This is a genomic window from Pseudomonas sp. LFM046 (assembly GCF_000949385.2).
GTDB lineage: Bacteria > Pseudomonadota > Gammaproteobacteria > Pseudomonadales > Pseudomonadaceae > Metapseudomonas.
The window spans coordinates 3,681,525-3,707,298 of the sequence record NZ_JYKO02000001.1 but is presented as its reverse complement, the minus strand read 5'-3'; the positions used below and the strand labels follow the sequence as shown (position 1 = coordinate 3,707,298).

The window sequence follows — 25,774 nt, the reverse complement described above, 5'->3', positions numbered from 1 at the left end:
CTAACCGGACCGCCAGGTTCGGCCTGGGAGTCAGCTTGGGACTGCTGCGCAGCCCTTGGCGAATGAATTCGCCCCTACAAGGAAGAGCCAGGATCAGTATTCGTACCCCAGGTTCGGTGCCAGCCAGCGCTCGCTCACGGCCTGGTCCTGACCCTTGCGCTTGCTGTAGCTCTCCACTTGGTCGCGTTCGATCTTGCCGACGGCGAAGTACTGCGCTTCGGGGTGGGCGAAGTACCAGCCGCTGACGGCGGCGGCGGGGAACATGGCGTAGTGCTCGGTGAGCGTCACGCCCGAGGTGCTGTGCGGGTCGAGCAGGCGGAAGAGGGTGCCTTTCTCGGTGTGGTCCGGGCAGGCCGGGTAGCCGGGAGCCGGGCGAATGCCCTTGTACTGCTCCTTGATCAGCGCCTCGTTGTCCAGGTGCTCGTCCGCGGCATAGCCCCAGTACTCCTTGCGCACGCGTTCGTGCAGCCACTCGGCGCAGGCTTCGGCCAGGCGGTCGGCCAGGGCTTTCACCATGATGGCGCTGTAATCGTCGCCTTTGGCCTCGTACTGTTTGGCCAGTTCTTCGGCGCCGATGCCGGCGGTGGTGATGAAGCCGCCTACGTAGTCAGTGATGCCGCTTTCCTTGGGCGCCACGTAGTCGGCCAGGCAGAAGTTCGGCTTGCTGTCGGGCTTGATGGTTTGCTGGCGCAGGTGGTGCAGGCGAGCCAGGGGCTTGCCGTGGCCGTCGTAGACCTCGATGTCGTCATGGTCCACCTGGTTGGCGGGCCAGAAGCCGAACACGGCGCGTGCCTTGATCAGCTTGCCTTCGATCAGCTGCTTGAGCATGGCCTGGGCGTCATTGAACAGCGTGGTGGCCGCTTCTCCCACCACCTCGTCGGTGAGGATGCGCGGGTACTTGCCGGCCAGGTCCCAGGCGATGAAGAAGGGCGTCCAGTCGATGTACTCGGCCAGCACGGCCAGATCGATGTCTTCCAGCACCTGCGCGCCGGTGAAGCCAGGCTTGGGTGCGCGGTAGTTGGTCCAGTCGAACTGCGGCTTGTTGGCCAGGGCGTCGGAGTAGGCCAGGCGCTCGGTGCGGGCGGCGCGGTTGGCGGTGCGCTCGCGGACTTCGGCGTATTCCTCGCGGAGCTTGCGGGCGTACTCCGGTTTCATCTCCTTGGACAGCAGGGTGGTGGCCACGCCCACCGCGCGGGAGGCGTCGGTGACGTAGACCACGGCGTCGTTGCTGTACTGCGGATCGATCTTCACCGCCGTGTGCGCCTTGGAGGTGGTCGCGCCGCCGATCATCAGCGGCAGGTTGAAGCCCTGGCGCTGCATTTCCTTGGCGACATGGACCATCTCGTCCAGGGACGGGGTGATCAGGCCGGAGAGGCCGATGATGTCGCACTTCTGCTCGCGAGCGGTCTGCAGGATCTTTTCGGCCGGGACCATCACGCCCAGGTCGACGATGTCGTAGCCGTTGCAGCCGAGCACCACGCCAACGATGTTCTTGCCGATGTCGTGCACGTCGCCCTTCACGGTGGCCATGAGGATCTTGCCCTTGGCTTCCGGTTTGTCGCCTTTCTCGGCTTCGATGAAGGGGATGAGGTGGGCCACGGCCTGCTTCATCACGCGGGCGGATTTCACCACCTGGGGCAGGAACATCTTGCCGGCGCCGAACAGGTCGCCCACCACGTTCATGCCGGCCATCAGCGGGCCTTCGATCACCTCGATGGGACGCGTGCACTGCTGGCGGCATTCCTCGGTGTCTTCGACGATGTGCGTGGTGATGCCCTTGACCAGGGCATGCTCCAGGCGCTTCGCCACCGGGTAGCTGCGCCATTCCTCGTTCTCGGCTTCCTTCACGGCGCCGCCGCCACGGTAGTTGTCGGCGATGGCCAGCAGGGCCTCGGTGCTGCCTTCATGGCGGTTGAGCACCACATCCTCAACCTTCTCGCGCAGTTCGGCCGGGATCTCGTCGTAGATTTCCAGCTGGCCGGCGTTGACGATGCCCATGGTCAGGCCGTTCTTGATCGCGTGGTAGAGGAAGACCGAGTGGATCGCCTCGCGCACCGGGTTGTTGCCCCGGAACGAGAACGACACGTTGGACACGCCGCCGGAGGACAGGGCGTAGGGCAGTTGGTCGCGGATATAGGCGCAGGCCTCGATGAAGTCCACCGCGTAGTTGTTGTGTTCCTCGATGCCGGTGGCGACCGCGAAGATGTTCGGGTCGAAGATGATGTCTTCCGGCGGGAAGCCCACTTCGTTGACCAGGATGTCGTAGCTGCGCTGGCAGATTTCTTTCTTGCGCGCAGCGGTGTCCGCCTGGCCGACTTCGTCGAAGGCCATTACGACCACTGCGGCGCCGTAGCGCTTGCACAGGCGGGCGTGGTGCTTGAAGGCCTCGACGCCTTCCTTCATGGAGATGGAGTTGACGATGCCCTTGCCCTGGATGCACTTCAGGCCCGCCTCGATCACTTCCCACTTGGAGGAGTCGATCATGATCGGCACGCGGGAGATGTCCGGCTCGCCGGCGATCAGGTTGAGGAAGGTGATCATGGCTGCCTGGGAGTCGAGCATCCCTTCGTCCATGTTGATGTCGATCACCTGGGCACCGGCTTCCACCTGCTGCAGGGCGACTTCCAGGGCTTCGGTGTAGTTCTCCTCACGGATCAGCCGGGCGAACTTGGCGGAACCGGTGATGTTGGTGCGCTCGCCAACGTTCACGAACAGCGAGCTGCGATCGATGGTGAAGGGCTCCAGGCCGGACAGGCGGCAGGCCTTGGGAATCTCCGGGATCACGCGAGGCGGGTACTTGGCCACGGCTTCGGCAATGGCCTGGATGTGCGGCGGGGTGGTACCGCAGCAGCCGCCGACGATGTTCAGGAAGCCGGCCGCAGCAAATTCTTCTACCACGGCCGCCATCTGTGCCGGCGTCTCATCGTATTCGCCGAAGGCATTGGGCAGGCCGGCGTTGGGGTGGGCGGAGACGTGGGTTTCGGCCTTGGTCGACAGCTCTTCGATATAGGGGCGCAGTTCCTTGGCACCGAGGGCGCAGTTCAGGCCGATGGAGATCGGCTTGGCGTGGCGCACCGAGTTCAGGAAGGCCTCGGTGGTCTGGCCCGAGAGGGTGCGGCCGGAGGCGTCGGTGATGGTGCCGGAGATCATGATCGGCAGCTCCACGCCCAACTCCTCGTACACGCCCTGCACGGCGAAGATGGCCGCCTTGGCGTTGAGGGTGTCGAAGATGGTTTCGATCAGGATCAGGTCCGCGCCGCCTTCGATCAGGCCGCGGGTGGCTTCGGTGTAGTTCTCCACCAGCTCGTCGAAGGTGACGTTGCGGTAGCCGGGGTTGTTCACGTCCGGGGAAATGGAGCAGGTGCGGCTGGTTGGGCCGAGGACGCCGGCGACGAAGCGCGGCTTGGCCGGGTTTTCGGCGGTCTTGGCATCGGCGACTTCACGGGCCAGGCGCGCGCCTTCGACGTTCAGTTCATAGACCAGTTCTTCCATGCCGTAGTCGGCCTGGGACACGCGGGTGGCGTTGAAGGTGTTGGTCTCGAGGATGTCCGCACCGGCATCCAGATAGGCCTTTTCGATGGCCTGGATCACATCCGGGCGGGTCAGCAGCAGCAGGTCGTTGTTGCCCTTCACGTCGCTCGGCCAGTCGGCGAAGCGGGTGCCCCGATAGTCTTCTTCCTGGAGCTTGTAGCTCTGGATCATGGTGCCCATGCCGCCGTCGAGGATCAGGATGCGCTGTTTGAGCGCCTGTTGCAGGGCTTGCTGGCGGGCGATGTGGTCGGACATGGGAACTACCTGAGGGCTGGCGTGAACAAAGGCGAGGATGATAGCAAAACCTTAGTAATTTTTAGCTTGTCCGCCATTTCCATGAATTCTGTTCATGTTGTTGGCGGGGGTGGATCGCCCAGCCTCGTCGCAAGCCAGTAGAATCCGCCCATCTGCACATAAGGGATCGCGTCATGTCGCCACGGAAGTTAATCGCCTTGTTGGTTCTGTTCATGCTGTGGAGCCGCCTGGCCCCAGCGGACGAGCTTTCCTACAGCCGCGACATCCAGCCGATCTTCACCCAGAAGTGCGTGGCCTGCCATGCCTGCTACGACTCGCCTTGCCAGCTCAACCTGGGCAGCGCCGAGGGCGCGGCGCGAGGGGCGAGCAAACTGCCGGTCTATGACGGTGGGCGCACCAAGGCGCAAGACCCCTCTCGTCTGTACTTCGATGCCCAGGGCGCGGAGGCCTGGCGACGCAAGGGCTTCCATTCCGTGCTGGACGCCAACGGCGCCCAGGCGGCGTTGATGGCGCGCATGCTGGAACTGGGCCGGTCCAATCCGCCGGAACCCAATGCCAAGCTTCCCGACGAGCTGGATATCAGCATCAATCGCCAGAATCAGTGCCCGTTGCCTGGCGAGTTCGACGCCTATGCCGGAAAGCACGCCCGGGCGGGCATGCCCTTCGCCGTCACCGGCTTGAGCGAGGCGGAGTACCAGACTCTGCAGCGCTGGCTGGCCGAGGGCGCCAAGGTGGACGAGCAGGCCGTGCAGCCCAGCGCCGCCGAAGTGCGCCAAGTGGCCGAGTGGGAGGCCCTGCTGAATGCGCCGGGCGCCCGTGAGGCCCTGGTGGGGCGTTGGCTGTTCGAGCATCTGTTCCTCGCCCATCTCTACTTCGAGGGCGGCGAGCCAGGCCACTTCTTCCAACTGGTGCGCTCCCGTACCCCCAGCGGCCAGCCCATCGATCCCATCGCCACCCGCCGGCCCAATGAGGACCCGGGCAACGCCTTCTACTACCGGCTCTGGCCCATTCAGGGCGTGATCGTGCACAAGACCCACATCACCTATCCCCTGGGCGCGGCGAAGCTGGCGCGGGTGAAGGAGCTGTTCTACAGCGGTGACTGGAGCGTGGACGCAGTGCCCGGCTACGGTGCCCAGCGCCGCGCGAACCCCTTCGAGACCTTCCAGGCCATCCCGGCCAAGGCCCGCTACCAGTTCATGCTGGATAACGCCGAATACTTCGTGCGTACCTTCATCCGTGGTCCGGTGTGTCGCGGGCAAATCGCCACCGACGTGATCCGCGACAACTTCTGGGCGCTGTTCCAGGACCCGGCCCACGACCTTTACATCACCGACGCGGAATACCGGGAGCAGGCGACGCCGCTGTTGGCAATGCCGGGGCAGTTCGACGATATCGGCGACCTGCTGGGGATCTGGCGCACCTACCGCGACAAGCGCAACGAATACGAGGCGCTGCGCATGCAGGCCTACGCCGATGCGCCGCTGCCCAGCTGGGCCCATATCTGGACCGGCAATGACAACGCGCTGCTGTCGATTTTCCGCCAGTACGACAGCGCCTCGGTGCGCAAGGGCCTGATCGGCGAGATTCCCCAGACCATCTGGTGGATGGACTACCCGCTGTTCGAGCGCACCTACTACCAGTTGGTCGTCAACTTCGACGTTTTCGGCAATGTCTCCCATCAGGCGCAGACGCGGCTTTACTTCGACCTGATCCGCAATGGTGCCGAGGTCAATTTCCTGCGCCTGATGCCGGCGGATGCCCGCGGGCCATTGCTGAGCGACTGGTACCAGCGGAGCGGCAAGGTAAAGATGTGGCTGGAATACCAGAGCATCGACAAGGACACCCCCACGGCATTGGCGCTGCCCGGCAATGACCCCAAAGGCGCCTTTGCCCGGGAACTGCTGGAGCGCTACGCCGGCATCAATGCACGGCCCGATCCCATCAACCGTTGTACCGGCGCCCGCTGCTTCCGACCGGGCATCGACCCTGCACTGCAGCAGGCGGAGCAAGCCTTCAGCCGGCTGGTCAGTCGGCCGGCGGCAGGGCTCAAGGTGATCGATCAGCTCCCGGAATCGACCCTGTTGCGGGTGGAACTGCCGAACGGCCGTCGCGAGGTCTACAGCCTGCTGCGCAACCGCGCCCACAGCAACGTGGCCTTCATGCTGGGCGAAGAACTGCGCTACCTGCCAGGGCTGGACACCGTGACGCTCTATCCCGGCGTGCTTTCCAGCTACCCGAACTTTATCTTCAGCTTCAAGGCGGAGGAGGCCGAGGCGTTCGTCAGTGCACTGGAGCAGGCGAAGGACAGTGCAGCGTTCGACAAGGTGGTGGAGCGCTGGGGCATTCGTCGCACCCATCCGCAGTTCTGGTCCTATTTCCACGACTTGGCGGCTTATATTCGCGACACCGAGCCGGTGGAGGCAGGGGAGTTGGATATGAATCGGTACCAGAATCTATGAGACTGAACTGGACGCGAATTATTCCTACTAAATTGGTAGGGCTTTAATCGTCATTCCCCTTTGGCGTACACTGCGCCCATGTTTGCGAGGAGTTGCCATGAGCGCCATCACTATCACCCAAGCTGCCCAGGACTATCTGGCTGACCTGCTGGAGAAACAGAACACCCCGGGCATCGGCATTCGTATCTTCATCACCCAGCCGGGTACCCAGTACGCCGAAACCTGCATCGCCTACTGCAAGCCGGGCGAGCAGAAGGCCGAGGACACCGCCCTGGCCCTGGCTGCGTTCACTGCCTGGATCGACGGCGTCAGCGAGCCCTTCCTCGAAGACGCGACCGTCGACTACTCCACGGACCGCATGGGCGGCCAACTGACCATCAAGGCCCCGAACGCCAAGGTGCCCATGGTCAATGAGGACAGCCCCCTTAACGAACGCATCAACTACTACCTGCAAACCGAGATCAACCCCGGTCTCGCCAGCCATGGCGGCCAGGTGAGCCTGGTGGACGTGGTCGAGGAAGGCATCGCCGTGCTGCGTTTCGGCGGTGGCTGCCAGGGCTGCGGCATGGTTGACATGACCCTGAAGGATGGCGTCGAGAAGACCCTGATGGAGCGTATCCCGGAACTGAAGGGCGTGCGTGACGTTACCGACCACAGCAACCGCGAGAACGCCTACTACTAAGGCGCGAGCGGTGCAAAAGAAGGCGACCTTCGGGTCGCCTTTTTCATGTCTGACAGGTAGGTGTCATTTCAATCGCGAGTAAACATCCACGTTTGTAGAACCTGGACTTGCGGTAGCCCCGTTTCACCCGGTCTGGACCGTAGGGTGCGCTGTGCGCACCGCTTCCGGGATCGGCTTCGACTCCCCGTCAAACCGCTGGTGCGCACGGCGCACCCTACCGGGTCGGCTTCATCCTGATCGCCCGGGCAGCCGAATTGTCACAGGCAGCGCCGCTGACTCAGGACGTGGTTTCCCAGGTTCAAATGCATTCGCTACAGGAAAAGCGCGGTGTCGCAGGCGCGTGTCACGCCTCCCTTCTTCAGGGAGACGGAGGCTGGACGACGTGCAACGAAGCGTGAAGGCCCTGTCACGTCGGGCAGCCAGCCGCCTTCACAATGCGCTCGGTCGAAGCGGGGTACCTGGCCAGCTTCGACGCCGGTCGTATCGGCCGCCGCACCAGTTCGCCGCCGCAGTTGGGGCAGGTGCCGTGCAGGCGTTGTTCGGCGCAGCTCTGGCAGAAGGTGCACTCGAAGGAGCAGATCAGGGCCTGGGCGGAGTCCGGTGGCAGGTCCTTGTCGCAGCATTCGCAGTTGGGGCGCAGTTGCAGCATGACGTCATCCTCGATCGGTGGTGGGGCGTCCGAAGCGCTCCGCGTACTCCTGCGGGCTGACGGACAGGTGCTTGTGAAAGGTGCGGCGGAGGTTCTCCGGGTGACCGAAGCCGGTGAGGCGCGCCACTGTGGCAATGGAAGCCTGGGCGTCCTGCAGCAGGGTGCGGGCAGCTTCAAGTCGGACCTGCTCCACGTACTTGCCGGGCCCCACTCCCAGTTCCTGGACAAAGGCCCGCGACAGGCTGCGTGGCGCCATCTTTGCTTGGTCGGCCAGGGCATCCAAGGACAGGTCACCACCCAGGTGGGCTGGAATCCATTCCAGCAGCGCGGCCAGTCGCGGCGTGCGGCTGGGCTCCGGAGTGAGCAAGGCGCTGAACTGTGCCTGTCCACCGGGCCGGCGCAGGAACAGGACCAGCCGACGCGCTACTGCCAGAGCGAGGGGGCGGCCAAGGTCCGCTTCCACCAGTGCCAGCGCCAGGTCAATGCCGGCGGTGACCCCGGCGGAAGTGAAGACATGGGCATCGCCGTCGACGTTCGCCGGATCGTAGGTATGGAGTCGATCGCCCTGAACATCGATGCCTTGGTATCTGCTGAGGGCTTCCACGTCGGACCAGTGGGTGGTGGCCTGGCGGCCTTCCAGCAGGCCAGCGGCGGCCAGGATCAGGGCGCCGCAGCAGATGGAGCCGAGCCGGCGTACGCGGGGCTCGGCGTCTCGAAGCCAGTCGAGCAGCGTGGAGTCTGCGCACGGTGTGGCCATGTCCATGCCGCCGGGGATCAGCAAGGTGTCCAGGCTGGCCGGGTCGACGTCTCGCCAGGCCCGCTCAGCCATCAGCGCGAAGCCGGCGGAGGTCTTCACCGGACCGGCCTCCGGGCCCAACAGATGGAGCGCATAGCAGGCGGGCAATCCCTGGCGCTGGCGCTCGACATTGGCCGAAGCGAACACTTGCAGCGGGCCTGTGACATCCAGGCTCATGACTTCGGCGAAGCACAGGCAGGCGATTTGGCGGATTGGTTCCATGACGGTCTCTGCGATGGAGATGGCGTCAGTCTGCAGCGAATGGGCAATGGCAACAATGACAACCGGCCCACAGATATTGCCAGTGGTATCCAGGCAGGGCGTGCGCGCTGGCTGCGGCGGGATGGGGAAAAGAGGAGGAGGGGGACGCGGGGAGAATGTGTGGCCACGGCGAGCAGGAGAGGCCTGCCCGCCGTTCATTGGGCACTGGTAGCGGAGTGGTTACTCCGGCATGGACCAGGGTTCGAGATCGTAGCCTTTGCGGCTCAGTTCCTCGCGGGACTGCTTGAGGATGCTCGCCAGTTGCTCCGGGTCGGAATAGGTGCTGCTGGGGATTTTCGAGCGGCCAAGCAGGCGAGTGCTGAAGCGGTCGATCACGCTGATGCTGAGTTCGCCGGTACCGTCCTGCAGCGCCCAGGCCACGCATTGGAAGGGTTTGAATGCGCGGCCGGTAATAATCAGTGCTTCGTTGAAACGCAGCGGAGTGTTCATGGGATGGGGTCTCTCCATATTGTGCCCAATGAAGGTGACGGCGCGGCATCAGGCCATTGTTACACCGTCGTGAATGTGGATGGCGAGACCTGACCGATAAGTCACAGCACGTCGTGAATATCTAATTTTTTGTCGCTGAAATGAATGGGAAGGCGCCTTCGGGGGCAATGGCGCGAGTCCGATGTACCGTTCTGACCTGTGCAAGTAATATCGGCGGTCATTTCATGCCTCTGCCTACAGCGAGTGATGCCGTGCCCGTTCTGAACCGTCTGCTCCGTCCTTTCCTCATTGCCGGTTGTGTCGCATTGCTGGCCGGATGCTCTGCCCAGCCGTTGTCGCCCAAGCTGCGGGCAGTTCCGGAGCGGGTCGAGCTGAGCGGCGTGCCCTTCTTCGCCCAGAACGCCTACCAGAGTGCGCCGGCGGCGATGGCGGCGTTGCTGACCCAGCAGGGGGAAGTGGTGACACCGGGCATGATCGAGCAGGCGCTGCATCTGCCCCAGAAGGAGGCCGCTCTGCGCGACGAATTGGCCGCGACGGCGCGTCAGCATGGTCTGATGGTCTATCCCCTCGGCAATCGCCTGGATGAGCTGCTGGAGCAGGTCGCTGCCGGCAATCCGGTGCTCGTGCACTTGCGTGAGGGGTTCGGCTGGATGCCCTCCTGGCGCTACGCATTGTTGATCGGCTACGACCGCGCGAACCAACAGGTGCTGCTGCGTCAAGGCCATCAGCGTCGTGCTCAGATGAGCTTCAGTGCATTCGAGTCCAGCTGGGGCGAGGCGGGCAACTGGGCTGTGCTGGTGCAGGCACCCAACCAGTTGCCGGCGTCCGTGGAGCGGGCGCGATGGCTGAAGGCGGCCGACGAGCTTGCGGCGGCGGGTCAGGTCAATGCCGCGAAGATGGCTCGGCTGCAGATGCCCTGAGCCCAATTCTCCCGGAATAAAAAACGGCGCCTTCGGGCGCCGTTTTCGTTGTGCGGGCGGATCAGACGCCCAGCTTGTCACGCATGGTGTAGTACCAGGCGCCCATTGCGGTAAAGGGCACGCGGAACACGCGACCACCCGGGAAGGGGTAGTGCGGCAGGCTGGCGAAGGCGTCGAAGCGCTCGGCCTGGCCACGCAGGGTTTCGGCGATCACCTTGCCGGCGATGTGGGTGTAGGTCACGCCGTGGCCGCTGCAGCCCTGGGAGTAGTAGATGTTGTCGCCGATCCGGCCAACCTGGGGCAGGCGGGACAGGGTCAGCAGGAAGTTACCGGTCCAGGCGAAATCGATCTTCACGTCCTTCAGCTGCGGGAAGGTTTTCAGCATCTTCGGACGAATGATGGCTTCGATGTTCGCGGGGTCGCGGGCACCGTAAACCACGCCGCCGCCGTAAATCAGGCGCTTGTCGCCGGAGAGACGGTAGTAGTCCAGCAGGTAGTTGCAGTCCTCGACGCAGTAGTCCTGCGGCAGCAGGGACTTGGCCATTTCGTCCGACAGCGGCTCGGTGGTGATCACCTGGGTGCCGCATGGCATGGACTTGCTGGCCAGCTCGGGCACGAGGTTGCCCAGATAGGCGTTACCGGCCACCACCACGAACTTGCACTTCACGCGGCCTTTCGGGGTGTGAACCACCGGGTTGGCACCGCGCTCGATGCGGGTGGCGGGGCTCTGCTCGTGGATCACGCCGCCCAGGGACTCGATGGCCGCGGCTTCGCCCAGGGCCAGGTTCAGCGGGTGGATATGGCCACCGCTCATGTCCAGCATGCCGCCGATGTAGTTGTCGGTGGACGCGACTTCGCGGATGCGCTTGGCGTCCAGCATTTCCAGTTGCTTATGACCAAAGCGCTCCCACAGCTTCTTCTGGGCCTCCAGGTGGCCCATCTGCTTCTTGGTGAAGGCCGCGAACACGCCGCCATCCTTCAGGTCGCACTTGATGTCGTACTTCTTGATGCGATCGCGAATGATGCGGCCGCCTTCGAAGGCCATGTCGGCCATCAGTTGGGCGTTCTTCGGGTTCGCGGTGCGCTCGATCACGTCGATGTCACGGCTGTAGCTGTTGACGATCTGGCCGCCGTTACGGCCGGACGCGCCAAAGCCCACCTTGGCGGCTTCGAGGACGGTCACCTTGAAGCCGTTCTCCAGCAGGAACAGGCCGGTGGACAGGCCGGTGTAACCAGCGCCGATGATGCAAACGTCGGTTTCGACCTCGCCTTGCAGCTCAGGGCGTGCCGGGACGGGGTTGGCCGAAAACGCGTAATAGGACTGGGGGTAGGGAGTGTGCGTCATAATGGAATCTCTGTTTTTTATTTTTTACAGATGAGCTGATGCTACCTGAGTTGAATCGGGCCGGCTAGCCTCTGTGCAAAATATTCAACGAGCGGTCGAACAGTAAAAGATCCACTTTTTCAGAGAGTTAGCGAAAAAAGGTATTGACAGGGAAAAGATAGTCCGTAGAATGCGCACCCATCGAAGGCACATAGCTCAGTTGGTTAGAGCACCACCTTGACATGGTGGGGGTCGTTGGTTCGAGTCCAATTGTGCCTACCAAATCGAACCCGCGTCACGCGGGGCTTAGAGGGGCGATCCGAAAGGGTCGCCCCTTTTTGTTTTGGGCAATTCTGGCCCTCCCCCGCCCAGCTCAGAGCCTGAGCCCCGCCTTAACTCTCCTCAACTCCACCTCCTTCTCTTTGTGTCCGGCCTGGTAGTAGGTCGTCATCTCTTCGTCAGCGTGCCCCATAGGGTTGTGCTCCAGGGCGGCGGTCCGGTCGCCGAAGTCTTCCAAGGGCACGGAAATTGGATCGAGGAGATCGGCATCGGTGAAGGTCAGCCTGGTGAGCATGGAGGACTAGACCTTCATGGATTGGATTTCTTCAGGCGCACGGGATTCCTTTGCTGTGGTGGCGATATGGCATTAGGTGGGCTAGGGTCTGGATTCCGGGGTGGGATCGAATGGGGGAATCGATGACGGTCAGGACGAACGCTTACCTTGAGTGGCTGGAGCAAGACCTTCCTTGCAAGCGAATAAACAAGCGATTTCCCAACGGCAAAGAAGTGGATGTCCGTGTCAGGGAGACCCCGTTCGGCGACATTCAGTGGTTCATTGGGGTGTATGACCGGGATGGCAGCATCCTTATTGAGCAATTCAACGGTGCCGTGAGTGCAAGCAGTCTCGATGCCGCCCTTGTTGCTGCATTCTCCAAGGCATGTGGTTTTGCCGGAGTCGAGGACTAGCTAGCCACCCTGCAATGCCACGACTGGGCATCCGCCACCCCATCCAACGCATTGTGCAAAGATGCCGGACCGTGTACCGCGTCATGGCGCTTGACGGCGCCCGTCAGGCCTGACGCGCTCTATGTCAGGCGCTGGCTACGGCGGGCGCGTTGAATGGGGTTCCGACTTGTAGTGGATCCACTACAGGTATGCAGCTGAAATCGCTACAGCAGCTGTCTGCAAACGACGATTTTTGCGTTTTCCCGGAATCAATAAATTGAGCTCCGCAAGGCTCTTATCCCTATGGACGGACTTCACCAAATCGAACATTAGGGGGCAGTGTATGAATCTCTCTGATCAGCGTATTCAGTCGGTCTACCAGACGTGGGATTTCCTGGTTGGGTTGGCCCGAGACACAAATTTGCCGAATGACGTCCGGCGGGACGCGAGTTGGTTGCTGAAGCACTATCCGTACTCCCAGAAGATCCACCTGAGCTTTCCTGTCCCTCCTGACATGAGGGGCGATGAATCACTACCGAGCGAAGCGGGCGATGATGAGCTGCTCGATTCAATGCCGCCGGTGTGGATGACGCTGGGTCGCAGGCACTGGTAGCCGTACGGAATGACCAGGCGCGCTTCAGAATGAGCGTGAAGATGGGCAACTGCGCTAGCTGTGAGGCGATGGTGGCTGAACCGGATCCTACCCGTCGGCATGGATACGGAATTCTACTGGCGATCTGCGTCGAGAGAGCACCTATTGGTAGGCGTTGTATCCGCATGCGCTGCTTAGAGTGCGGAAAGGAGTGGTTGAAGATTGAGCCGATCGACGGCCCCTGGGCATTGACTTGGATCGAGGGGTAGGTCTGGCGAACAGGTTAATGGGGCTGCTGGCGCGCTCGACGGCGTGGTCAGAACCTTGCGGGAGCGTCCGTCGATTGTTCACTGAACGGCGGAGCCGTTTTCGCCAGTCAGCCCCTCCAGTTCTGCCAAGGTGGCTGAGCAGGCTTTGTCGTCGAGGCCCATGAGGGCGGAAAGGAGTCGGCGATTCGCTTCTTGGCGAGTAGGCATCCTTACCGTCCTGAAAACGCTGCCCCGGCGACACGGAGCGCCGCGGCAGCCGGGGGCGCTTAGCACTTCACGGCGTAGTCCATGCCTCGGTCATCAGGACCGCGATGGCTCCGCCCATGAAGTCAGCATTGGCCTGGTGGAGCTCAGTACTCCGGGGAGCTGAAGACGGGCGTGCCGTATTGGTCGATGCGCAAGATCTTGCTGAGCGCGAGTTCGGCAGCAGATGCCGCATCGGATAGCAATTTGAAAGCCGTCTGGTCGCAGACCAGATGATAGAGGGGTTCGGATGTCAGCCCGTGCTTTCTAATCGCAACGAATGCCAGCGCACGCCCGCCGCATACTTCGGCTGTGCTCCAAGCCACGTAGCCTGGGAATTCTCGTCTTTTCATGACGTTCTCAATGTTTAGGGGGTGAAATTTCACTATCCCCCTGACAAAACCGAATAGCTCCCTTTAATTCAAAAACCGGACCGGGGGTCACTGATGCGTCGGGCTCAGGTACAAAAAGCCCCGCATGGGCGAGGCTTTCGGTGCGATGCGGCATTACTCGGCGCGCACCTGCTCAGCCTGAGGGCCTTTGGCGCCGTTGGTGACGAGGAAGCTCACGCGCTGCCCCTCGGCCAGGGACTTATAGCCGCCGCCTTCGATCTGACGGAAGTGGACGAACACGTCCGGACCATTTTCAGGGGTAATGAAGCCGAATCCTTTCTCAGCGCTAAACCACTTTACGGTACCGTTTTGGCGAGTTGCCATGATGTCTATCTCCAGGGTGTAGGAATGCGGGTCAGGCAAGGGCCTGGCCATGACTGGATGCGAAGTGGAGGGTGCCGAGGAGATGGGAAATCGATAGGACAGAACATCAAGACGGTGCCGCAAGACTGAGCAGGCAGTGAATTCAGCATACAGGGTCCACCTGGATAAATCGTCCTTCCTGCCGCCTGGGGCCTATTTGGGAGTCGGCTGCGCGGCCATTCAGAAACGAAAAGCCCCGCACGGGGAGGGCGGGGCTTCGCGTACATCGTCGGATGGGGCTGATCCTTCAGCTGAGATTCACTGTGCGCCTGGGCAAGTGAAAATCTCGTGAAGCCTCTGCTCGTCCTCGCAAATTATCCGAGGCCAGGGGCAGGTCGGCTGTCTTCAGTTCATTGCAGTTCGTCTAACGGTCCGACGAAAACCCGTTCCGTGCGCTATTGCTAATCAGGTGCATCTGGCTTTGTGGTGCACCAGGAGCGTTACGTGATCGAGCTGATTTACTTGGCGGAGCTGCGTCGGCTCTCGCTCAACGTAGCTGCCGCGCACATCGCCATGGTGGAGTTCCTGGAAGAAACTGCGGTTCCTTGGTCGGGTGACCAGATGGTGGAGTTCGAGCGGTTGATCCTTGCTGAGCAAGCGGCCGTCCGTGCCTACTCAGCGTATGCCATTCATCCGCTTGGCCTGCAGCAAGCGCCATTCCGATTGCGATTGGTGGTCGGTGGCTAACCAGCGCCATGCAGCCTTGAGCAATGCCTCGGTCGCCGTATCACCGCTCAACGAAGCGGCAGTTCTCGTTTTCGGCTGCGGTGTAGGAACCAGGTTCACTGGCGACGGTAACGCCGTGCTTGAAGGTAATCAGCTTCCGTCCATCATCTGCTTCGGTCACATAAATGTTTCTGGCAACCTGAAGGCTGCCGAGTCCCTTTTTATTGGCAACCGTGAACGTTTGCTTGCCAGCAACGTCGCAGAAAATATTGAAGTTATGGCGATCTGAGCCAGGCACCATGTTTCCGTTTGAGGCCGTCGATGCGCCCGCGTGCGCGAACAGGCTGGTTGCCAGTGCTGTGCGGATGACGATTTTTTTCCTGCTCATAAGGCCTCCTGGATCCGTGGAGCGCGGCAGCCTACAGCCAGTGAAGGCTTTATGCCACTTCCAGAATAGCGCCTCGCGCTCCAGTTAATGGATGTGGCGCTCAATAGCCCGCCGGGCGGCAGCCTTATTTGCGTCCATGGGATTTGAGGCAGAGGTAGATGCGGTCAGCCAGGTTTCGAGTGTGATCAAGCAAGGCTTTGGTCTTGCTGGCTGGTCTGGCCCCTTGTTGATTGCTGACCAGTAGAAACTCCGCCGAGAGTTGTGCGCAAAGCTCATGGAGTTTCTGCGGCGAATCCCACTGGGTGGCGTCTTGCGCCGGGACGGTGATTACCGTGCGGGTGTTGACGTTTTCGAACTGGAGGTTGATCGCGCCGTCAAGCTGCCGGGAGACAATGCACCGATAGCCCGGCATCTCATCTTCGAAAAGAATCTCGATGCTTCGGTTGTCGCTCTCGGTGCTCATCTCCGGATCCCTCGGGATCCGATGTTGGTTGTCGGAAGCGCTGCGACTAGCAATCCGCCGAACTGAAGACCGGCTGGCCTCGCTCATCAATGTGCAGCAGTTTGCTCAGTGCTTCCTTCGCAGCTTCAAGCGCATCGGACTGGCGCGTGAAGTACGTTCGGTCGTAGACCTGATGAAGGGAGGGGTCGGTCTGGCTGTCGTGTGGCTGAATCGCCACAAATGCCAACACATGGTCACCGTTGATACGGGTCTCGGTCCAGACGGCGTGCCCCGGGAAGTCTCGTCTGTGCATGGCGGCCTCCGGCAGGTTTCGACGTGCTGCAAGATTCCACTATGAGGTCGCAAGTGCTGTGTGTAGTGAAAATCTGACGAAGGGGCAGGGCGGAGGCCTACTTTTTCGGGGGTATTGGGCCGTTTGTTGCGCGCTTGAAACAGCTCTGCGGTGGTGGTTTGGGGGACCTGCCGGGCGGGCTGCTTTCAAAGCTGAATGGTTCGCAAATGCTCGCTATTTGCGGCCATGCTGAAAGAGCTCAATCCGACGAGCGTTGGCTGGCACGGAGGTTGTGCCCTCGAAAAAGGGCCCGTGCTGGTCCCTTTTCTCCAGCCGTCGGGGCGTGTTTCGCTGTCGTCGGTTCGCGAGGTGGCGCGCGAATCCAATATCACGCGGCGGGCATGGGCTGGGTCCCAAATTTTCACAGACATGGCTAAGCGCAGCGCCAAGTCATTGATTCTTTTGTGCTAGAGTGTGCGCTTTCTTGGCGCCACTGAAATTTGCTTTTTTCTTTGGTGCCAACAGGTTAGACGCATCAGGCGACCCCTTTGCAGGATGGCCATCGGCCAAAGCCATGATGTGTTGCCGAATTAAATAAGAAAGGGTCACCTTGGTGACCCTTTCTTGTTGGATGCTTGTCGGGGCCATGGCTTTCTGCAAGCATGCCGCTCTTCATTACCTCCAGTGACTCTGGTTCGGCTCTGGTTGGCCGCAAGGCTCCTGCCACCGTATGGCGGGCACACCACCGGATCGCGTACTGGCTCATCCCAACCCATGTGGCCTTTGGTAGAGGTCACCACTAGGAGAGGAGGCGCCATGCCCATCATTACTCTTCCCGACGGCAGTCAGCGTACGTTCGATAAACCCGTATCCGTGCTCGAGGTGGCTCAGTCCATCGGCGCGGGCCTGGCCAAGGCAACCCTGGCCGGTAAGGTCAACGGTAAGCAGGTGGATGCCTGCGATCTGATCGAAACCGACGCGACCCTGCAGATCATCACGCCGAAGGACGAAGAGGGGCTGGAAATCATCCGTCACTCCTGCGCGCACCTGGTTGGGCACGCCGTCAAGCAGCTCTATCCGACCGCCAAGATGGTGATCGGTCCGGTCATCGACGAAGGCTTCTACTATGACATCGCCTTCGAGCGACCCTTCACGCCTGAAGACATGGCTGCCATCGAAAAGCGCATGGCCGAGTTGATCGACAAGGACTACGACGTCATCAAGAAGATGACGCCTCGTGCCGAGGTCATCGACGTGTTCAAGGCTCGTGGCGAGGAATACAAGCTGCGCCTGATCGACGACATGCCCGACGAAACCGCTATGGGCCTGTACTTCCATGAAGAATACGTCGACATGTGCCGTGGCCCGCACGTGCCCAATACCCGTTTCCTCAAGGCGTTCAAGCTGACCAAGATTTCCGGTGCCTACTGGCGCGGCGACTCGAAGAACGAGCAGCTGCAGCGCATCTACGGCACTGCCTGGGGTGACAAGAAGCAACTGGCTGCCTACGTCCAGCGCATCGAAGAGGCCGAGAAGCGTGACCACCGCCGCATCGGCAAGCAGCTGGATCTGTTCCACCTTCAGGAAGAAGCGCCGGGCATGGTGTTCTGGCATCCGGCCGGCTGGACTGTTTACCAGGTGCTCGAGCAGTACATGCGCAAGGTTCAGCGCGACAACGGCTATGTAGAGGTGCGTACTCCTCAGGTCGTCGACCGGATCCTCTGGGAGCGTTCGGGTCACTGGTCCAACTACGCCGAGAACATGTTCACCACTTCGTCGGAAAGTCGCGACTACGCGGTCAAGCCGATGAACTGCCCGTGCCACGTGCAGATTTTCAACCAGGGTCTGAAGTCCTACCGCGACCTGCCGCTGCGTCTGGCTGAATTCGGTGCCTGCCACCGTAACGAGCCGTCCGGCGCTCTGCACGGCATCATGCGCGTACGCGGCTTTACCCAGGACGACGCCCACATCTTCTGCACCGAAGAACAGGTCAAGAAGGAAGCGGCTGACTTCATCAAGCTGACCTTGCAGGTCTACAAGGACTTCGGCTTCGCCGACATCTCCATGAAGCTGTCCACTCGTCCGGCCAAACGCGTAGGTTCCGACGAGCTGTGGGATCGCGCTGAAGGCGCCCTGGCCGATGCCCTGAACGAGTCTGGTCTGGCCTGGGAATACCAGCCGGGCGAGGGCGCGTTCTACGGTCCGAAGATCGAGTTCACCCTGAAGGACTGCCTCGGCCGTAACTGGCAGTGCGGCACCCTGCAGTACGACCCGAACCTGCCGGAGCGACTGGATGCCAGCTATATCGCCGAAGATAACAGCCGTACTCGCCCGGTCATGCTGCACCGCGCGATCCTCGGTTCCTTCGAGCGTTTCATCGGCATGCTGATCGAGCACTATGCCGGTCTGTTCCCGGCCTGGCTGGCGCCGACCCAGGCGGTGATCATGAACATCACCGACAAGCAGGCCGATTTCGCCCTCGAGGTGGAAAAAGCGCTAAACGAAAGCGGTTTCCGTGCCAAGTCCGACTTGAGAAACGAAAAAATCGGCTTTAAAATCCGCGAGCATACTTTGCTCAAGGTTCCCTATCTCTTGGTTATTGGAGACCGGGAGGTTGAGACTCGATCCGTTGCTGTGCGCACCCGCGAGGGTGTCGACCTGGGTTCCATGCCCTTCGAAAGCTTCTCTGAGATGCTCGCACAAGCGGTTTCCCGGCGTGGTCGCCAAGAATTGGAGTAATCATTATTAAGCGTGAAATGAGACAGGATAAGCGGACTCAACCGAAGGCCCCGATCAACGAGAATATCTCGGCTCGTGAGGTGCGGTTGATTGGTGCTGACGGCCAACAGATTGGCGTCGTCTCGATTGAAGAAGCGCTTCGCGCTGCTGAAGAAGCAAAGCTGGATCTGGTAGAGATCTCTGCCGATGCGGTGCCGCCTGTTTGCCGGATCATGGATTACGGCAAGCACCTCTTCGAGAAGAAGAAGCAGGCCGCCGTTGCGAAGAAGAACCAGAAGCAAGCGCAGATCAAAGAAATCAAGTTTCGTCCAGGGACGGAAGAAGGGGATTACCAGGTAAAACTACGCAACCTGGTACGTTTCCTTAGTGATGGGGACAAGGCCAAGGTATCCCTGCGATTCCGCGGCCGTGAGATGGCCCACCAGGAGCTGGGTATGGAGCTGTTGAAGCGGGTCGAAGCCGACCTCGCCGAATACGGTACCGTAGAACAGCATCCTAAGCTGGAAGGACGCCAGCTGATGATGGTCATCGCTCCCAAAAAGCGAAAGTAACCTCCAGGGCACTGGCAGGCCTTGTGGTTATATGTATTGATTGAATGCGGAGTATCCGAACATGCCAAAAATGAAAACCAAGAGCGGTGCTGCGAAGCGCTTCAAGAAGACCGCTTCCGGCTTCAAGCACAAGCACGCTTTCAAGAGCCACATCCTGACCAAAATGACTACCAAGCGTAAGCGTCAGCTGCGCGGCTGCATCCTGGTGCATCCGTCTGACGTTCGCAAAGTAGAGCGCATGCTGCGCGTTCGTTAATCGGTCAAGATTCTAGAGGAAACTACTCATGGCTCGTGTTAAGCGTGGCGTCATCGCTCGTGCCCGTCACAAGAAAATTCTGAAACTCGCCAAAGGCTACTACGGCGCGCGTTCGCGCGTGTTCCGCGTTGCCAAGCAGGCGGTAATCAAGGCTGGCCAATACGCCTACCGTGACCGCCGTCAGCGCAAGCGTCAGTTCCGCGCTCTGTGGATCGCTCGTATCAACGCTGGTGCTCGTCAGAACGGTCTGTCCTACAGCCGTCTGATCGCTGGCCTGAAAAAAGCGGCTATCGAGATCGACCGTAAGGTTCTGGCCGACCTGGCAGTGAACGAAAAAGCGGCGTTTGCTGCGATTGTCGAGAAAGCTAAGGCCGTTCTGGCTTAAGTCCCCGACAATCACCGGGTTCGCCCGGTGCTGAACGTCACCGATAGGGGAAGGGCCTTGCGCCCTTCCCCTATTTCGTATCTGGAGTCAGTAAATGGAAAATCTGGATGCGCTGGTCTCGCAAGCGCTTGAGGCCGTGCAACAAACCGAAGACGTGAATGCCCTGGAGCAGATTCGCGTTCACTACCTTGGCAAGAAAGGCGAACTGACCCAGGTAATGAAGACCCTGGGCGACCTGCCGGCAGAGGAGCGCCCCAAGGTCGGCGCCCTGATCAACGCCGCCAAGGAGCGCGTTCAGGAAGCCTTGAACACCCGCAAGGATTCGCTTGAGCAGGCAGCACTGACCGCCAAGCTCGCGGCCGAGCGCATCGACGTGACTCTGCCGGGTCGTGGCCAGGCCTCTGGTGGCTTGCATCCCGTTACCCGCACCCTGGAGCGCGTCGAGCAGTTCTTCACCCGCATCGGTTACGGCATCGCCGAAGGCCCCGAGGTCGAAGACGACTACCACAACTTCGAAGCGCTCAACATTCCCGGCCACCACCCGGCCCGGGCAATGCATGACACCTTCTACTTCAACGCGAACATGTTGCTGCGTACCCACACCTCGCCTGTGCAGGTGCGCACCATGGAGTCCCAGCAGCCGCCGATTCGCATCGTCTGCCCCGGCCGCGTCTACCGCTGCGACTCGGATATCACCCACTCGCCGATGTTCCACCAGGTCGAAGGCCTGCTGGTGGATGAAGGCGTCAGCTTCGCCGACCTCAAGGGCACCATCGAAGAGTTCCTCCGCGTCTTCTTCGAGAAGGACCTTGGCGTCCGTTTCCGCCCCTCGTTCTTCCCCTTCACCGAACCGTCCGCCGAAGTCGACATGCAGTGCGTGATGTGCTCCGGCAAAGGCTGCCGTGTGTGCAAGCAGACCGGCTGGCTGGAAGTGATGGGCTGCGGCATGGTGCACCCGAACGTGCTGCGCATGTCCGGCATCGATCCGGAGAAATACCAGGGCTTCGCCTTCGGGATGGGCGTAGAACGCTTGGCCATGCTGCGCTATGGCGTCAACGACTTGCGCCTGTTCTTCGACAACGACCTGCGCTTCCTCGCGCAATTCCGCTAGGTCGTAACGTCAGAAACGAATCCCCCAGGAGAGCAGGATGAAATTCAGTGAACAATGGCTGCGGAGCTGGGTCAGCCCGCAGGTTTCCCGTGATGAGCTCGTCGCTCGTCTGTCCATGGCCGGCCTCGAAGTCGACAGCGTCACCCCGGTAGCGGGTGCCTTCAGCGGTGTGGTGGTGGGCGAGGTGCTGAGCACCGAACAACACCCGGACGCCGACAAGCTGCGCGTCTGCCAGGTGACCAATGGCAGCGAGACCCACCAGGTCGTGTGCGGCGCTCCCAATGTGCGCCCCGGCCTGAAGATCCCCTTCGCCATGATCGGCGCCGAGCTGCCGGGCGACTTCAAGATCAAGAAAGCCAAGCTGCGTGGCGTCGAGTCCAACGGCATGCTCTGCTCGGCTTCCGAGCTGCAGATCAGTGACGACCACGACGGCCTGATGGAACTGGCAGCCGACGCGCCGGTGGGCCAGGACATTCGCGCCTACCTCGGCCTGGATGACGTCATCATCGAGCTGGGCCTGACCCCGAACCGCGGCGACTGCCTGAGCATGTCCGGTCTCGCCCGTGAAGTGGGTGCGCTCTACGCCGCGCCGGTCACTCGTCCCCAGGTTGCCGCTGTCGCGCCGGCCCACGACGAAGTGCGCCCGGTGGAAGTCTCCGCCCCGGCTGCCTGCCCGCGCTACCTCGGTCGCGTGATCCGCAACGTCGACCTGTCCCGTCCGACCCCGCTGTGGATGGTCGAGCGCCTGCGCCGCTCCGAAGTGCGCTCCATCGATGCCGCCGTCGACATCACCAACTACGTGATGCTCGAGCTCGGCCAGCCGATGCACGCCTTCGACCTCGCCGAAATCAACGGCGGCGTCCGCGTGCGCATGGCGGAGGAGGGCGAGAAGCTCGTCCTGCTCGACGGCCAGGAAGTCACCCTGCGTTCCGACACCCTGGTCATCGCCGACCACAATCGCGCCCTGGCCATCGCCGGCGTGATGGGTGGCGAGCACAGTGGCGTGAGCGGCAAGACCCGCGACCTGTTCCTCGAAGCGGCTTTCTTCGACACCATCGCCGTTGCTGGCAAGGCCCGCTCCTACGGCCTGCACACCGATTCGTCGCACCGCTTCGAGCGTGGCGTGGACTTCCAACTGGCTCGCGAAGCCATGGAGCGTGCCACCGGCCTGCTGCTGGAAATCGTTGGCGGCGAAGCCGGCCCGATCATCGAAGCAGCCAGCCAGGACCATCTGCCGCAAGTGGCTCCGGTCACCCTGCGTGCCGAGCGCATCGCCCAGATGCTGGGCATGGAAATGGACGCCGCTGAAGTCGAGCGTCTGCTCACTGCGCTGGATCTGAAAGTCACTGCCGAAGGTGCTGGTCAGTGGCGCGTTGAAGTGCCGAGCCATCGCTTCGACATCAGCCTGGAAGTGGACCTGATCGAAGAGCTGGGCCGCCTCTATGGCTACAACCGCCTGCCGGTTCGCTACCCGCAAGCCCGCCTGGCGCCGACCGCGCGTTCCGAAGCCAGCGTCCAGCTGCCGGCCCTGCGTCGCCTGCTGGTGGCTCGTGGTTACCATGAAGCCATTACCTACAGCTTCATCGATCCCAAGCTATTCGAACTGTTCAACCCGGGCGTGAAGCCGCTGATGCTGGCCAACCCCATCTCCGCCGACATGGCTGCCATGCGTTCTTCGCTGTGGCCGGGGCTGGTCAGCGCCCTGCAGCACAACCTGAATCGTCAGCAGTCCCGTGTGCGCCTGTTCGAAAGCGGCCTGCGTTTCGTTGGCCAGCTCGAAGGCCTGAAGCAGGAGCCGATGCTGGCTGGCGTGCTCTGTGGTTCCCGTCTGCCGGAAGGCTGGGCCCATGGCCGTGATGCCGTCGACTTCTACGACGCCAAGGCCGACGTCGAAGCCGTCCTCGGCGCAGCCGGCGACCTGGGAGCGTTCAGCTTCGTGCCGGGCGAGCATCCTGCCCTGCATCCGGGCCAGACCGCCCGCATTGAAAGGGAAGGGCGCCTGGTGGGCTTCCTCGGTGCACTGCACCCGGAGCTGGCCAAGGCCCTGGACCTGGATCAGCCGGTTTACCTGTTCGAACTGGTACTGGCCGAAGTGATGCAAGGCAAACTGCCGAGCTTCAGCGAGCTGTCGCGCTTCCCTGAAGTGCGTCGTGACCTGGCCTTGCTGGTGGACCGCGAAGTCCCTGCCGAATCCGTCCTCGCCACCATCCGCGAGGCCGCCGGCGAGTGGCTGACCGACCTCAGGCTATTTGACGTGTATCACGGTAAAGGCATTGATCCGCATAGAAAAAGCCTGGCCGTCGGCTTGACCTGGCAGCATCCATCGCGCACTCTTACTGACGATGAGGTGAATACCACGACGCAAAACATCGTCACCTCGCTAGAAGACAGGTTCAATGCCACGTTAAGGAAGTAGCGTATGGGGGCTCTGACGAAAGCTGAGATGGCTGAACGTCTTTATGAAGAGCTTGGCCTGAATAAACGGGAAGCCAAGGAACTGGTGGAGCTGTTTTTCGAGGAAATCCGTCAGGCGCTGGAGCATAACGAACAGGTGAAGTTGTCGGGCTTCGGCAACTTCGATCTGCGCGACAAGCGTCAGCGGCCTGGCCGGAACCCGAAGACAGGAGAGGAAATCCCGATCACGGCTCGCCGTGTAGTCACTTTCCGTCCAGGGCAGAAACTCAAAGCCAGGGTCGAAGCTTATGCTGGAACCGAGTCATAACGACGAGTTACCGCCCATTCCAGGCAAGCGTTACTTCACCATTGGTGAGGTCAGCGAGCTCTGCGCAGTCAAGCCCCACGTGCTGCGTTACTGGGAGCAGGAATTCCCCCAGCTCAACCCGGTAAAGCGGCGCGGGAACCGGCGCTACTACCAGCGTCAGGATGTGCTGATGATTCGGCAGATCCGGGCGCTGTTATACGATCAGGGCTTCACCATCGGCGGGGCGCGCCAGCGCCTCTCCGGGGACGAAGCCAAGGAAGACACCACGCAGTACAAGCAGCTCATCCGCCAGATGATTGCCGAGCTCGAGGACGTCCTCCTGGTATTGCGGAAGTAATTTTTTTTGAAAAAAACCTTCCACAATTCAAAAGCTTAAAGTATAGTTCGCTCCGTTCCAACAACGCGGAACGAGCAACAAACGTCGGGGCGTAGCGCAGCCTGGTAGCGCACTTGCATGGGGTGCAAGGGGTCGAGTGTTCGAATCACTCCGTCCCGACCATATTCTTCAACGACTTAGGCCAGTTCGGAAACGACTGGCCTTTTTCGTTTCAGGGACTTTTGCGGGACTCTTCATCCTGCCTTCCTCCTCAGTATCGTCAGCACCGGCCCGCGGGAGTCGGTAGCCGATATCTTGTTGGCTTCATCGATCAGTTTTCCCAGCTCTGCCGCCGAGTAATGACTGGTGATGCTGCCGTTCTTGTGCCCCAAGAGAGCCCTCCGATCCTCCTCCGTTACCCCGGCCGCCCGAAGCCTGCGGCCGAACGTGTGCTTCAGGTCGTGGATGCGGATCGAAGCGAATCCGGGTGGAGCAGGGCGCAGAAACTGTTCCTGAAATTTCTTTGCCGCCCTCACCCTGGCTTTCTTCCAGGCCGAGTCGTTCATTCGGTGTACCGGCATCGCCTTGCCGTTCTGGTCAGGCATCCCGTAAGGGAACACCCAAACTGGGTCCAGGCCACGCTGTCCCTCGATGACGGATTTCGCCACGTTGTTCAGCACCACCAAACGCTCGTCGCCGTTCTTGACCCCCGAACTCTCATGTCTGCCACCAAAATCGGCCGGTATGAGGAAGACGCTGGTCTTGAGCTCTGGAACCGGTATCTCCCAGTCCCAGCGCAGCTTCACAACTTCTTGTTCGCGCGAGCCACTGTTCACCTTGTAAAGGGCCAGGCATGGTCCGCGCAAACGAACTCGCCCAAGTACTGTTGGCCTTGGCTTTTGCCGGCCTTCTTGCCTAGCGACTTGAACAGGTGGAGGGAGCGCCCGTCCTGGGCGTGATTCAGGATGGCTTTGTTTCCCCCGGTGAGTTGCATGTCGCCGATTTGCCCCTCGCCCGTGTAGTGGTAGACGCCGAAGTCGTCGTAGTGGTCCTTGTACCCAAACTGCTCACCGCTTTCTCCCGTGAACAGGAAGACCGCTGGCGCTTGTGCAGATGGCGAAACGCCGCTTTGCCGGCTGCCACCAAACGGGCCGTGAATATCAGTCCGGCGATCGTAGATATCGCCAATTTCAAAGCTGATTTCATAGGGGGAGGGCGCTTGCCCTTCTCGCTGAAGGCGGACAATCTCGAAACCGCGAGCTTCGAGGTACCGGTTCGTTTGAATGCCGCCGGAGAAGTACCCAACTGGAGTATCGGTAGCGAGGGAAATTACTTTCTTGGCGGGGTAGAGACCGCCTTCCCACTTGATGGCATAGCGATGGGCCTGGTTGTCTTCCCACCCTGCCCACTCCTGGCTGTTGCGGAACTCTCTGTCGAACTTCTTGAGTGCTCGTTCTAGCGCAGCACGGGTTGCTTCTGGAAGGATCAACGTGGTCATCCCTGATCGGTTGTTAAAGCATGCACTTTAACGAGACGATCAGGCGGATTGCCAGCATGCGAAGGAGTTGAACACCAAGAGGTGATGATTCATTCGCACAATCCGTAAGCGCGGGTGCAGGAGTTGTGGTCGCTGGTGGCTGCCGTCAGGTCATATGCACGGCCGCCCCGGCTAGTGCTCGCTCATTTGACAGCAGTGTATTCGCGTCTATCAGTCAGGTTGAGCATGGATTTTCTCCAGGCAGAGCGGTGCTCAATCGTTGATGCGATTCGCGGAT

General features: G+C 61.2%; 26 protein-coding genes, 2 tRNA genes and 1 pseudogene. 15 read left to right on the top strand and 14 right to left on the bottom strand.

Annotated features, from left to right (window positions below):
- Positions 1 to 93 precede the first annotated feature (93 nt).
- Positions 94 to 3,786: a methionine synthase gene (gene metH / locus TQ98_RS17070; protein ID WP_044874600.1), complete on the bottom strand. Its 3,693-nt coding sequence runs from the start codon at positions 3,784 to 3,786 to the stop codon at positions 94 to 96.
- Positions 3,787 to 3,959: 173 nt separating this feature from the next.
- Here metH and TQ98_RS17065 point away from each other — a divergent pair, with 173 nt between their 5' ends.
- Entirely contained in the window at positions 3,960 to 6,245 is a 2,286-nt protein-coding gene (locus TQ98_RS17065; RefSeq protein ID WP_044874601.1) for a fatty acid cis/trans isomerase, read from the top strand.
- Positions 6,246 to 6,342: 97 nt separating this feature from the next.
- Positions 6,343 to 6,927 carry a Fe-S biogenesis protein NfuA gene (gene nfuA, locus TQ98_RS17060; RefSeq protein ID WP_044874602.1) on the top strand — a complete coding sequence of 195 codons (585 nt, stop codon included), beginning with the start codon at positions 6,343 to 6,345 and terminating at the stop codon, positions 6,925 to 6,927.
- A gap of 406 nt (positions 6,928 to 7,333) precedes the next feature.
- On the opposite strand, the gene TQ98_RS17055 is transcribed toward nfuA, so the two are convergent.
- From TQ98_RS17055 to TQ98_RS17045, 3 genes are all read right to left on the bottom strand, one after another.
- On the bottom strand, positions 7,334 to 7,576 hold the full coding sequence (locus TQ98_RS17055) for a DUF1272 domain-containing protein (RefSeq protein WP_044874603.1): 243 nt from the start codon (positions 7,574 to 7,576) through the stop codon (positions 7,334 to 7,336).
- A gap of 4 nt (positions 7,577 to 7,580) precedes the next feature.
- Positions 7,581 to 8,594 (bottom strand): DJ-1/PfpI family protein, encoded by a 1,014-nt coding sequence (locus TQ98_RS17050; protein WP_044874604.1) that lies wholly within the window; start codon positions 8,592 to 8,594, stop codon positions 7,581 to 7,583.
- Positions 8,595 to 8,813: 219 nt separating this feature from the next.
- Positions 8,814 to 9,083: a hypothetical protein gene (locus tag TQ98_RS17045; RefSeq protein ID WP_044874605.1), complete on the bottom strand. Its 270-nt coding sequence runs from the start codon at positions 9,081 to 9,083 to the stop codon at positions 8,814 to 8,816.
- Between the two features lie 251 nt (positions 9,084 to 9,334).
- Here TQ98_RS17045 and TQ98_RS17040 point away from each other — a divergent pair, with 251 nt between their 5' ends.
- The gene (locus TQ98_RS17040) at positions 9,335 to 10,003 is read left to right on the top strand and encodes a PA2778 family cysteine peptidase (RefSeq protein WP_242443161.1); all 669 of its coding nucleotides are present in this window, start codon (positions 9,335 to 9,337) and stop codon (positions 10,001 to 10,003) included.
- Positions 10,004 to 10,064: 61 nt separating this feature from the next.
- On the opposite strand, the gene TQ98_RS17035 is transcribed toward TQ98_RS17040, so the two are convergent.
- On the bottom strand, positions 10,065 to 11,348 hold the full coding sequence (locus TQ98_RS17035; RefSeq protein WP_044874607.1) for an FAD-binding oxidoreductase: 1,284 nt from the start codon (positions 11,346 to 11,348) through the stop codon (positions 10,065 to 10,067).
- A gap of 184 nt (positions 11,349 to 11,532) precedes the next feature.
- Between TQ98_RS17035 and TQ98_RS17030 the strand changes: the two genes are divergently transcribed.
- A tRNA-Val gene (locus tag TQ98_RS17030) sits at positions 11,533 to 11,609 on the top strand.
- 91 nt (positions 11,610 to 11,700) lie between these two features.
- On the opposite strand, the gene TQ98_RS17025 is transcribed toward TQ98_RS17030, so the two are convergent.
- Positions 11,701 to 11,901, bottom strand: a complete 201-nt coding sequence (locus tag TQ98_RS17025; RefSeq protein WP_044874608.1) for a hypothetical protein — start codon at positions 11,899 to 11,901, stop codon at positions 11,701 to 11,703.
- A 110-nt stretch (positions 11,902 to 12,011) separates the two neighbouring features.
- Between TQ98_RS17025 and TQ98_RS17020 the strand changes: the two genes are divergently transcribed.
- Complete coding sequence (locus TQ98_RS17020) at positions 12,012 to 12,293, top strand: hypothetical protein (RefSeq protein ID WP_044874609.1); 282 nt, start codon at positions 12,012 to 12,014, stop codon at positions 12,291 to 12,293.
- A 1,190-nt stretch (positions 12,294 to 13,483) separates the two neighbouring features.
- On the opposite strand, the gene TQ98_RS17010 is transcribed toward TQ98_RS17020, so the two are convergent.
- Together TQ98_RS17010 and TQ98_RS17005 are read right to left on the bottom strand one after the other, a co-directional pair.
- Positions 13,484 to 13,729, bottom strand: coding sequence for a hypothetical protein (locus TQ98_RS17010; RefSeq protein ID WP_044874611.1), 246 nt, complete (start codon positions 13,727 to 13,729; stop codon positions 13,484 to 13,486).
- Positions 13,730 to 13,882: 153 nt separating this feature from the next.
- Positions 13,883 to 14,092 (bottom strand): cold-shock protein, encoded by a 210-nt coding sequence (locus TQ98_RS17005; protein ID WP_044874612.1) that lies wholly within the window; start codon positions 14,090 to 14,092, stop codon positions 13,883 to 13,885.
- A 483-nt stretch (positions 14,093 to 14,575) separates the two neighbouring features.
- Between TQ98_RS17005 and TQ98_RS17000 the strand changes: the two genes are divergently transcribed.
- Entirely contained in the window at positions 14,576 to 14,818 is a 243-nt protein-coding gene (locus TQ98_RS17000; RefSeq protein ID WP_044874613.1) for a hypothetical protein, read from the top strand.
- 40 nt (positions 14,819 to 14,858) lie between these two features.
- On the opposite strand, the gene TQ98_RS16995 is transcribed toward TQ98_RS17000, so the two are convergent.
- From TQ98_RS16995 to TQ98_RS27660, 4 genes are all read right to left on the bottom strand, one after another.
- A complete protein-coding gene (locus TQ98_RS16995) occupies positions 14,859 to 15,185 on the bottom strand; it encodes a hypothetical protein (RefSeq protein WP_044874614.1) in 327 nt (108 codons plus the stop codon).
- 124 nt (positions 15,186 to 15,309) lie between these two features.
- On the bottom strand, positions 15,310 to 15,648 hold the full coding sequence (locus TQ98_RS16990; protein WP_044874615.1) for a hypothetical protein: 339 nt from the start codon (positions 15,646 to 15,648) through the stop codon (positions 15,310 to 15,312).
- 46 nt (positions 15,649 to 15,694) lie between these two features.
- Positions 15,695 to 15,940 (bottom strand): hypothetical protein, encoded by a 246-nt coding sequence (locus TQ98_RS16985; RefSeq protein ID WP_044874616.1) that lies wholly within the window; start codon positions 15,938 to 15,940, stop codon positions 15,695 to 15,697.
- A gap of 429 nt (positions 15,941 to 16,369) precedes the next feature.
- Positions 16,370 to 16,579 (bottom strand): hypothetical protein, encoded by a 210-nt coding sequence (locus TQ98_RS27660; RefSeq protein WP_146036025.1) that lies wholly within the window; start codon positions 16,577 to 16,579, stop codon positions 16,370 to 16,372.
- 156 nt (positions 16,580 to 16,735) lie between these two features.
- On the opposite strand from TQ98_RS27660, the gene thrS reads away from it, so the two are divergent.
- From thrS to TQ98_RS16940, 9 genes are all read left to right on the top strand, one after another.
- Complete coding sequence (thrS, locus tag TQ98_RS16980) at positions 16,736 to 18,658, top strand: threonine--tRNA ligase (protein WP_044874617.1); 1,923 nt, start codon at positions 16,736 to 16,738, stop codon at positions 18,656 to 18,658.
- A complete protein-coding gene (gene infC, locus TQ98_RS16975) occupies positions 18,658 to 19,209 on the top strand; it encodes a translation initiation factor IF-3 (protein ID WP_177410221.1) in 552 nt (183 codons plus the stop codon). Before thrS ends, infC begins: the two co-directional genes overlap by 1 nt.
- A gap of 61 nt (positions 19,210 to 19,270) precedes the next feature.
- Positions 19,271 to 19,465: a 50S ribosomal protein L35 gene (rpmI, locus tag TQ98_RS16970; RefSeq protein WP_044874619.1), complete on the top strand. Its 195-nt coding sequence runs from the start codon at positions 19,271 to 19,273 to the stop codon at positions 19,463 to 19,465.
- Between the two features lie 28 nt (positions 19,466 to 19,493).
- Entirely contained in the window at positions 19,494 to 19,850 is a 357-nt protein-coding gene (gene rplT / locus TQ98_RS16965; protein ID WP_044874620.1) for a 50S ribosomal protein L20, read from the top strand.
- Between the two features lie 94 nt (positions 19,851 to 19,944).
- Complete coding sequence (gene pheS, locus TQ98_RS16960) at positions 19,945 to 20,961, top strand: phenylalanine--tRNA ligase subunit alpha (protein WP_044874621.1); 1,017 nt, start codon at positions 19,945 to 19,947, stop codon at positions 20,959 to 20,961.
- 37 nt (positions 20,962 to 20,998) lie between these two features.
- The gene (gene pheT, locus TQ98_RS16955) at positions 20,999 to 23,377 is read left to right on the top strand and encodes a phenylalanine--tRNA ligase subunit beta (protein WP_044874622.1); all 2,379 of its coding nucleotides are present in this window, start codon (positions 20,999 to 21,001) and stop codon (positions 23,375 to 23,377) included.
- A 3-nt stretch (positions 23,378 to 23,380) separates the two neighbouring features.
- Positions 23,381 to 23,683, top strand: a complete 303-nt coding sequence (gene ihfA, locus TQ98_RS16950) for an integration host factor subunit alpha (RefSeq protein WP_044874623.1) — start codon at positions 23,381 to 23,383, stop codon at positions 23,681 to 23,683.
- Complete coding sequence (locus TQ98_RS16945; protein ID WP_044874624.1) at positions 23,664 to 24,020, top strand: MerR family transcriptional regulator; 357 nt, start codon at positions 23,664 to 23,666, stop codon at positions 24,018 to 24,020. Before ihfA ends, TQ98_RS16945 begins: the two co-directional genes overlap by 20 nt.
- An 85-nt stretch (positions 24,021 to 24,105) precedes the next feature.
- Positions 24,106 to 24,182, top strand: a tRNA-Pro gene (locus tag TQ98_RS16940).
- Positions 24,183 to 24,253: 71 nt separating this feature from the next.
- Here TQ98_RS16940 and TQ98_RS16935 read toward each other — a convergent pair.
- Positions 24,254 to 24,850, bottom strand: a pseudogene (locus TQ98_RS16935) (tyrosine-type recombinase/integrase); the annotation flags it as partial.
- The gene (locus TQ98_RS16930) at positions 24,832 to 25,497 is read right to left on the bottom strand and encodes a hypothetical protein (RefSeq protein WP_052659241.1); all 666 of its coding nucleotides are present in this window, start codon (positions 25,495 to 25,497) and stop codon (positions 24,832 to 24,834) included. The pseudogene TQ98_RS16935 and the gene TQ98_RS16930, both read right to left, overlap by 19 nt.
- Between the last annotated feature and the right edge of the window lie 277 nt (positions 25,498 to 25,774).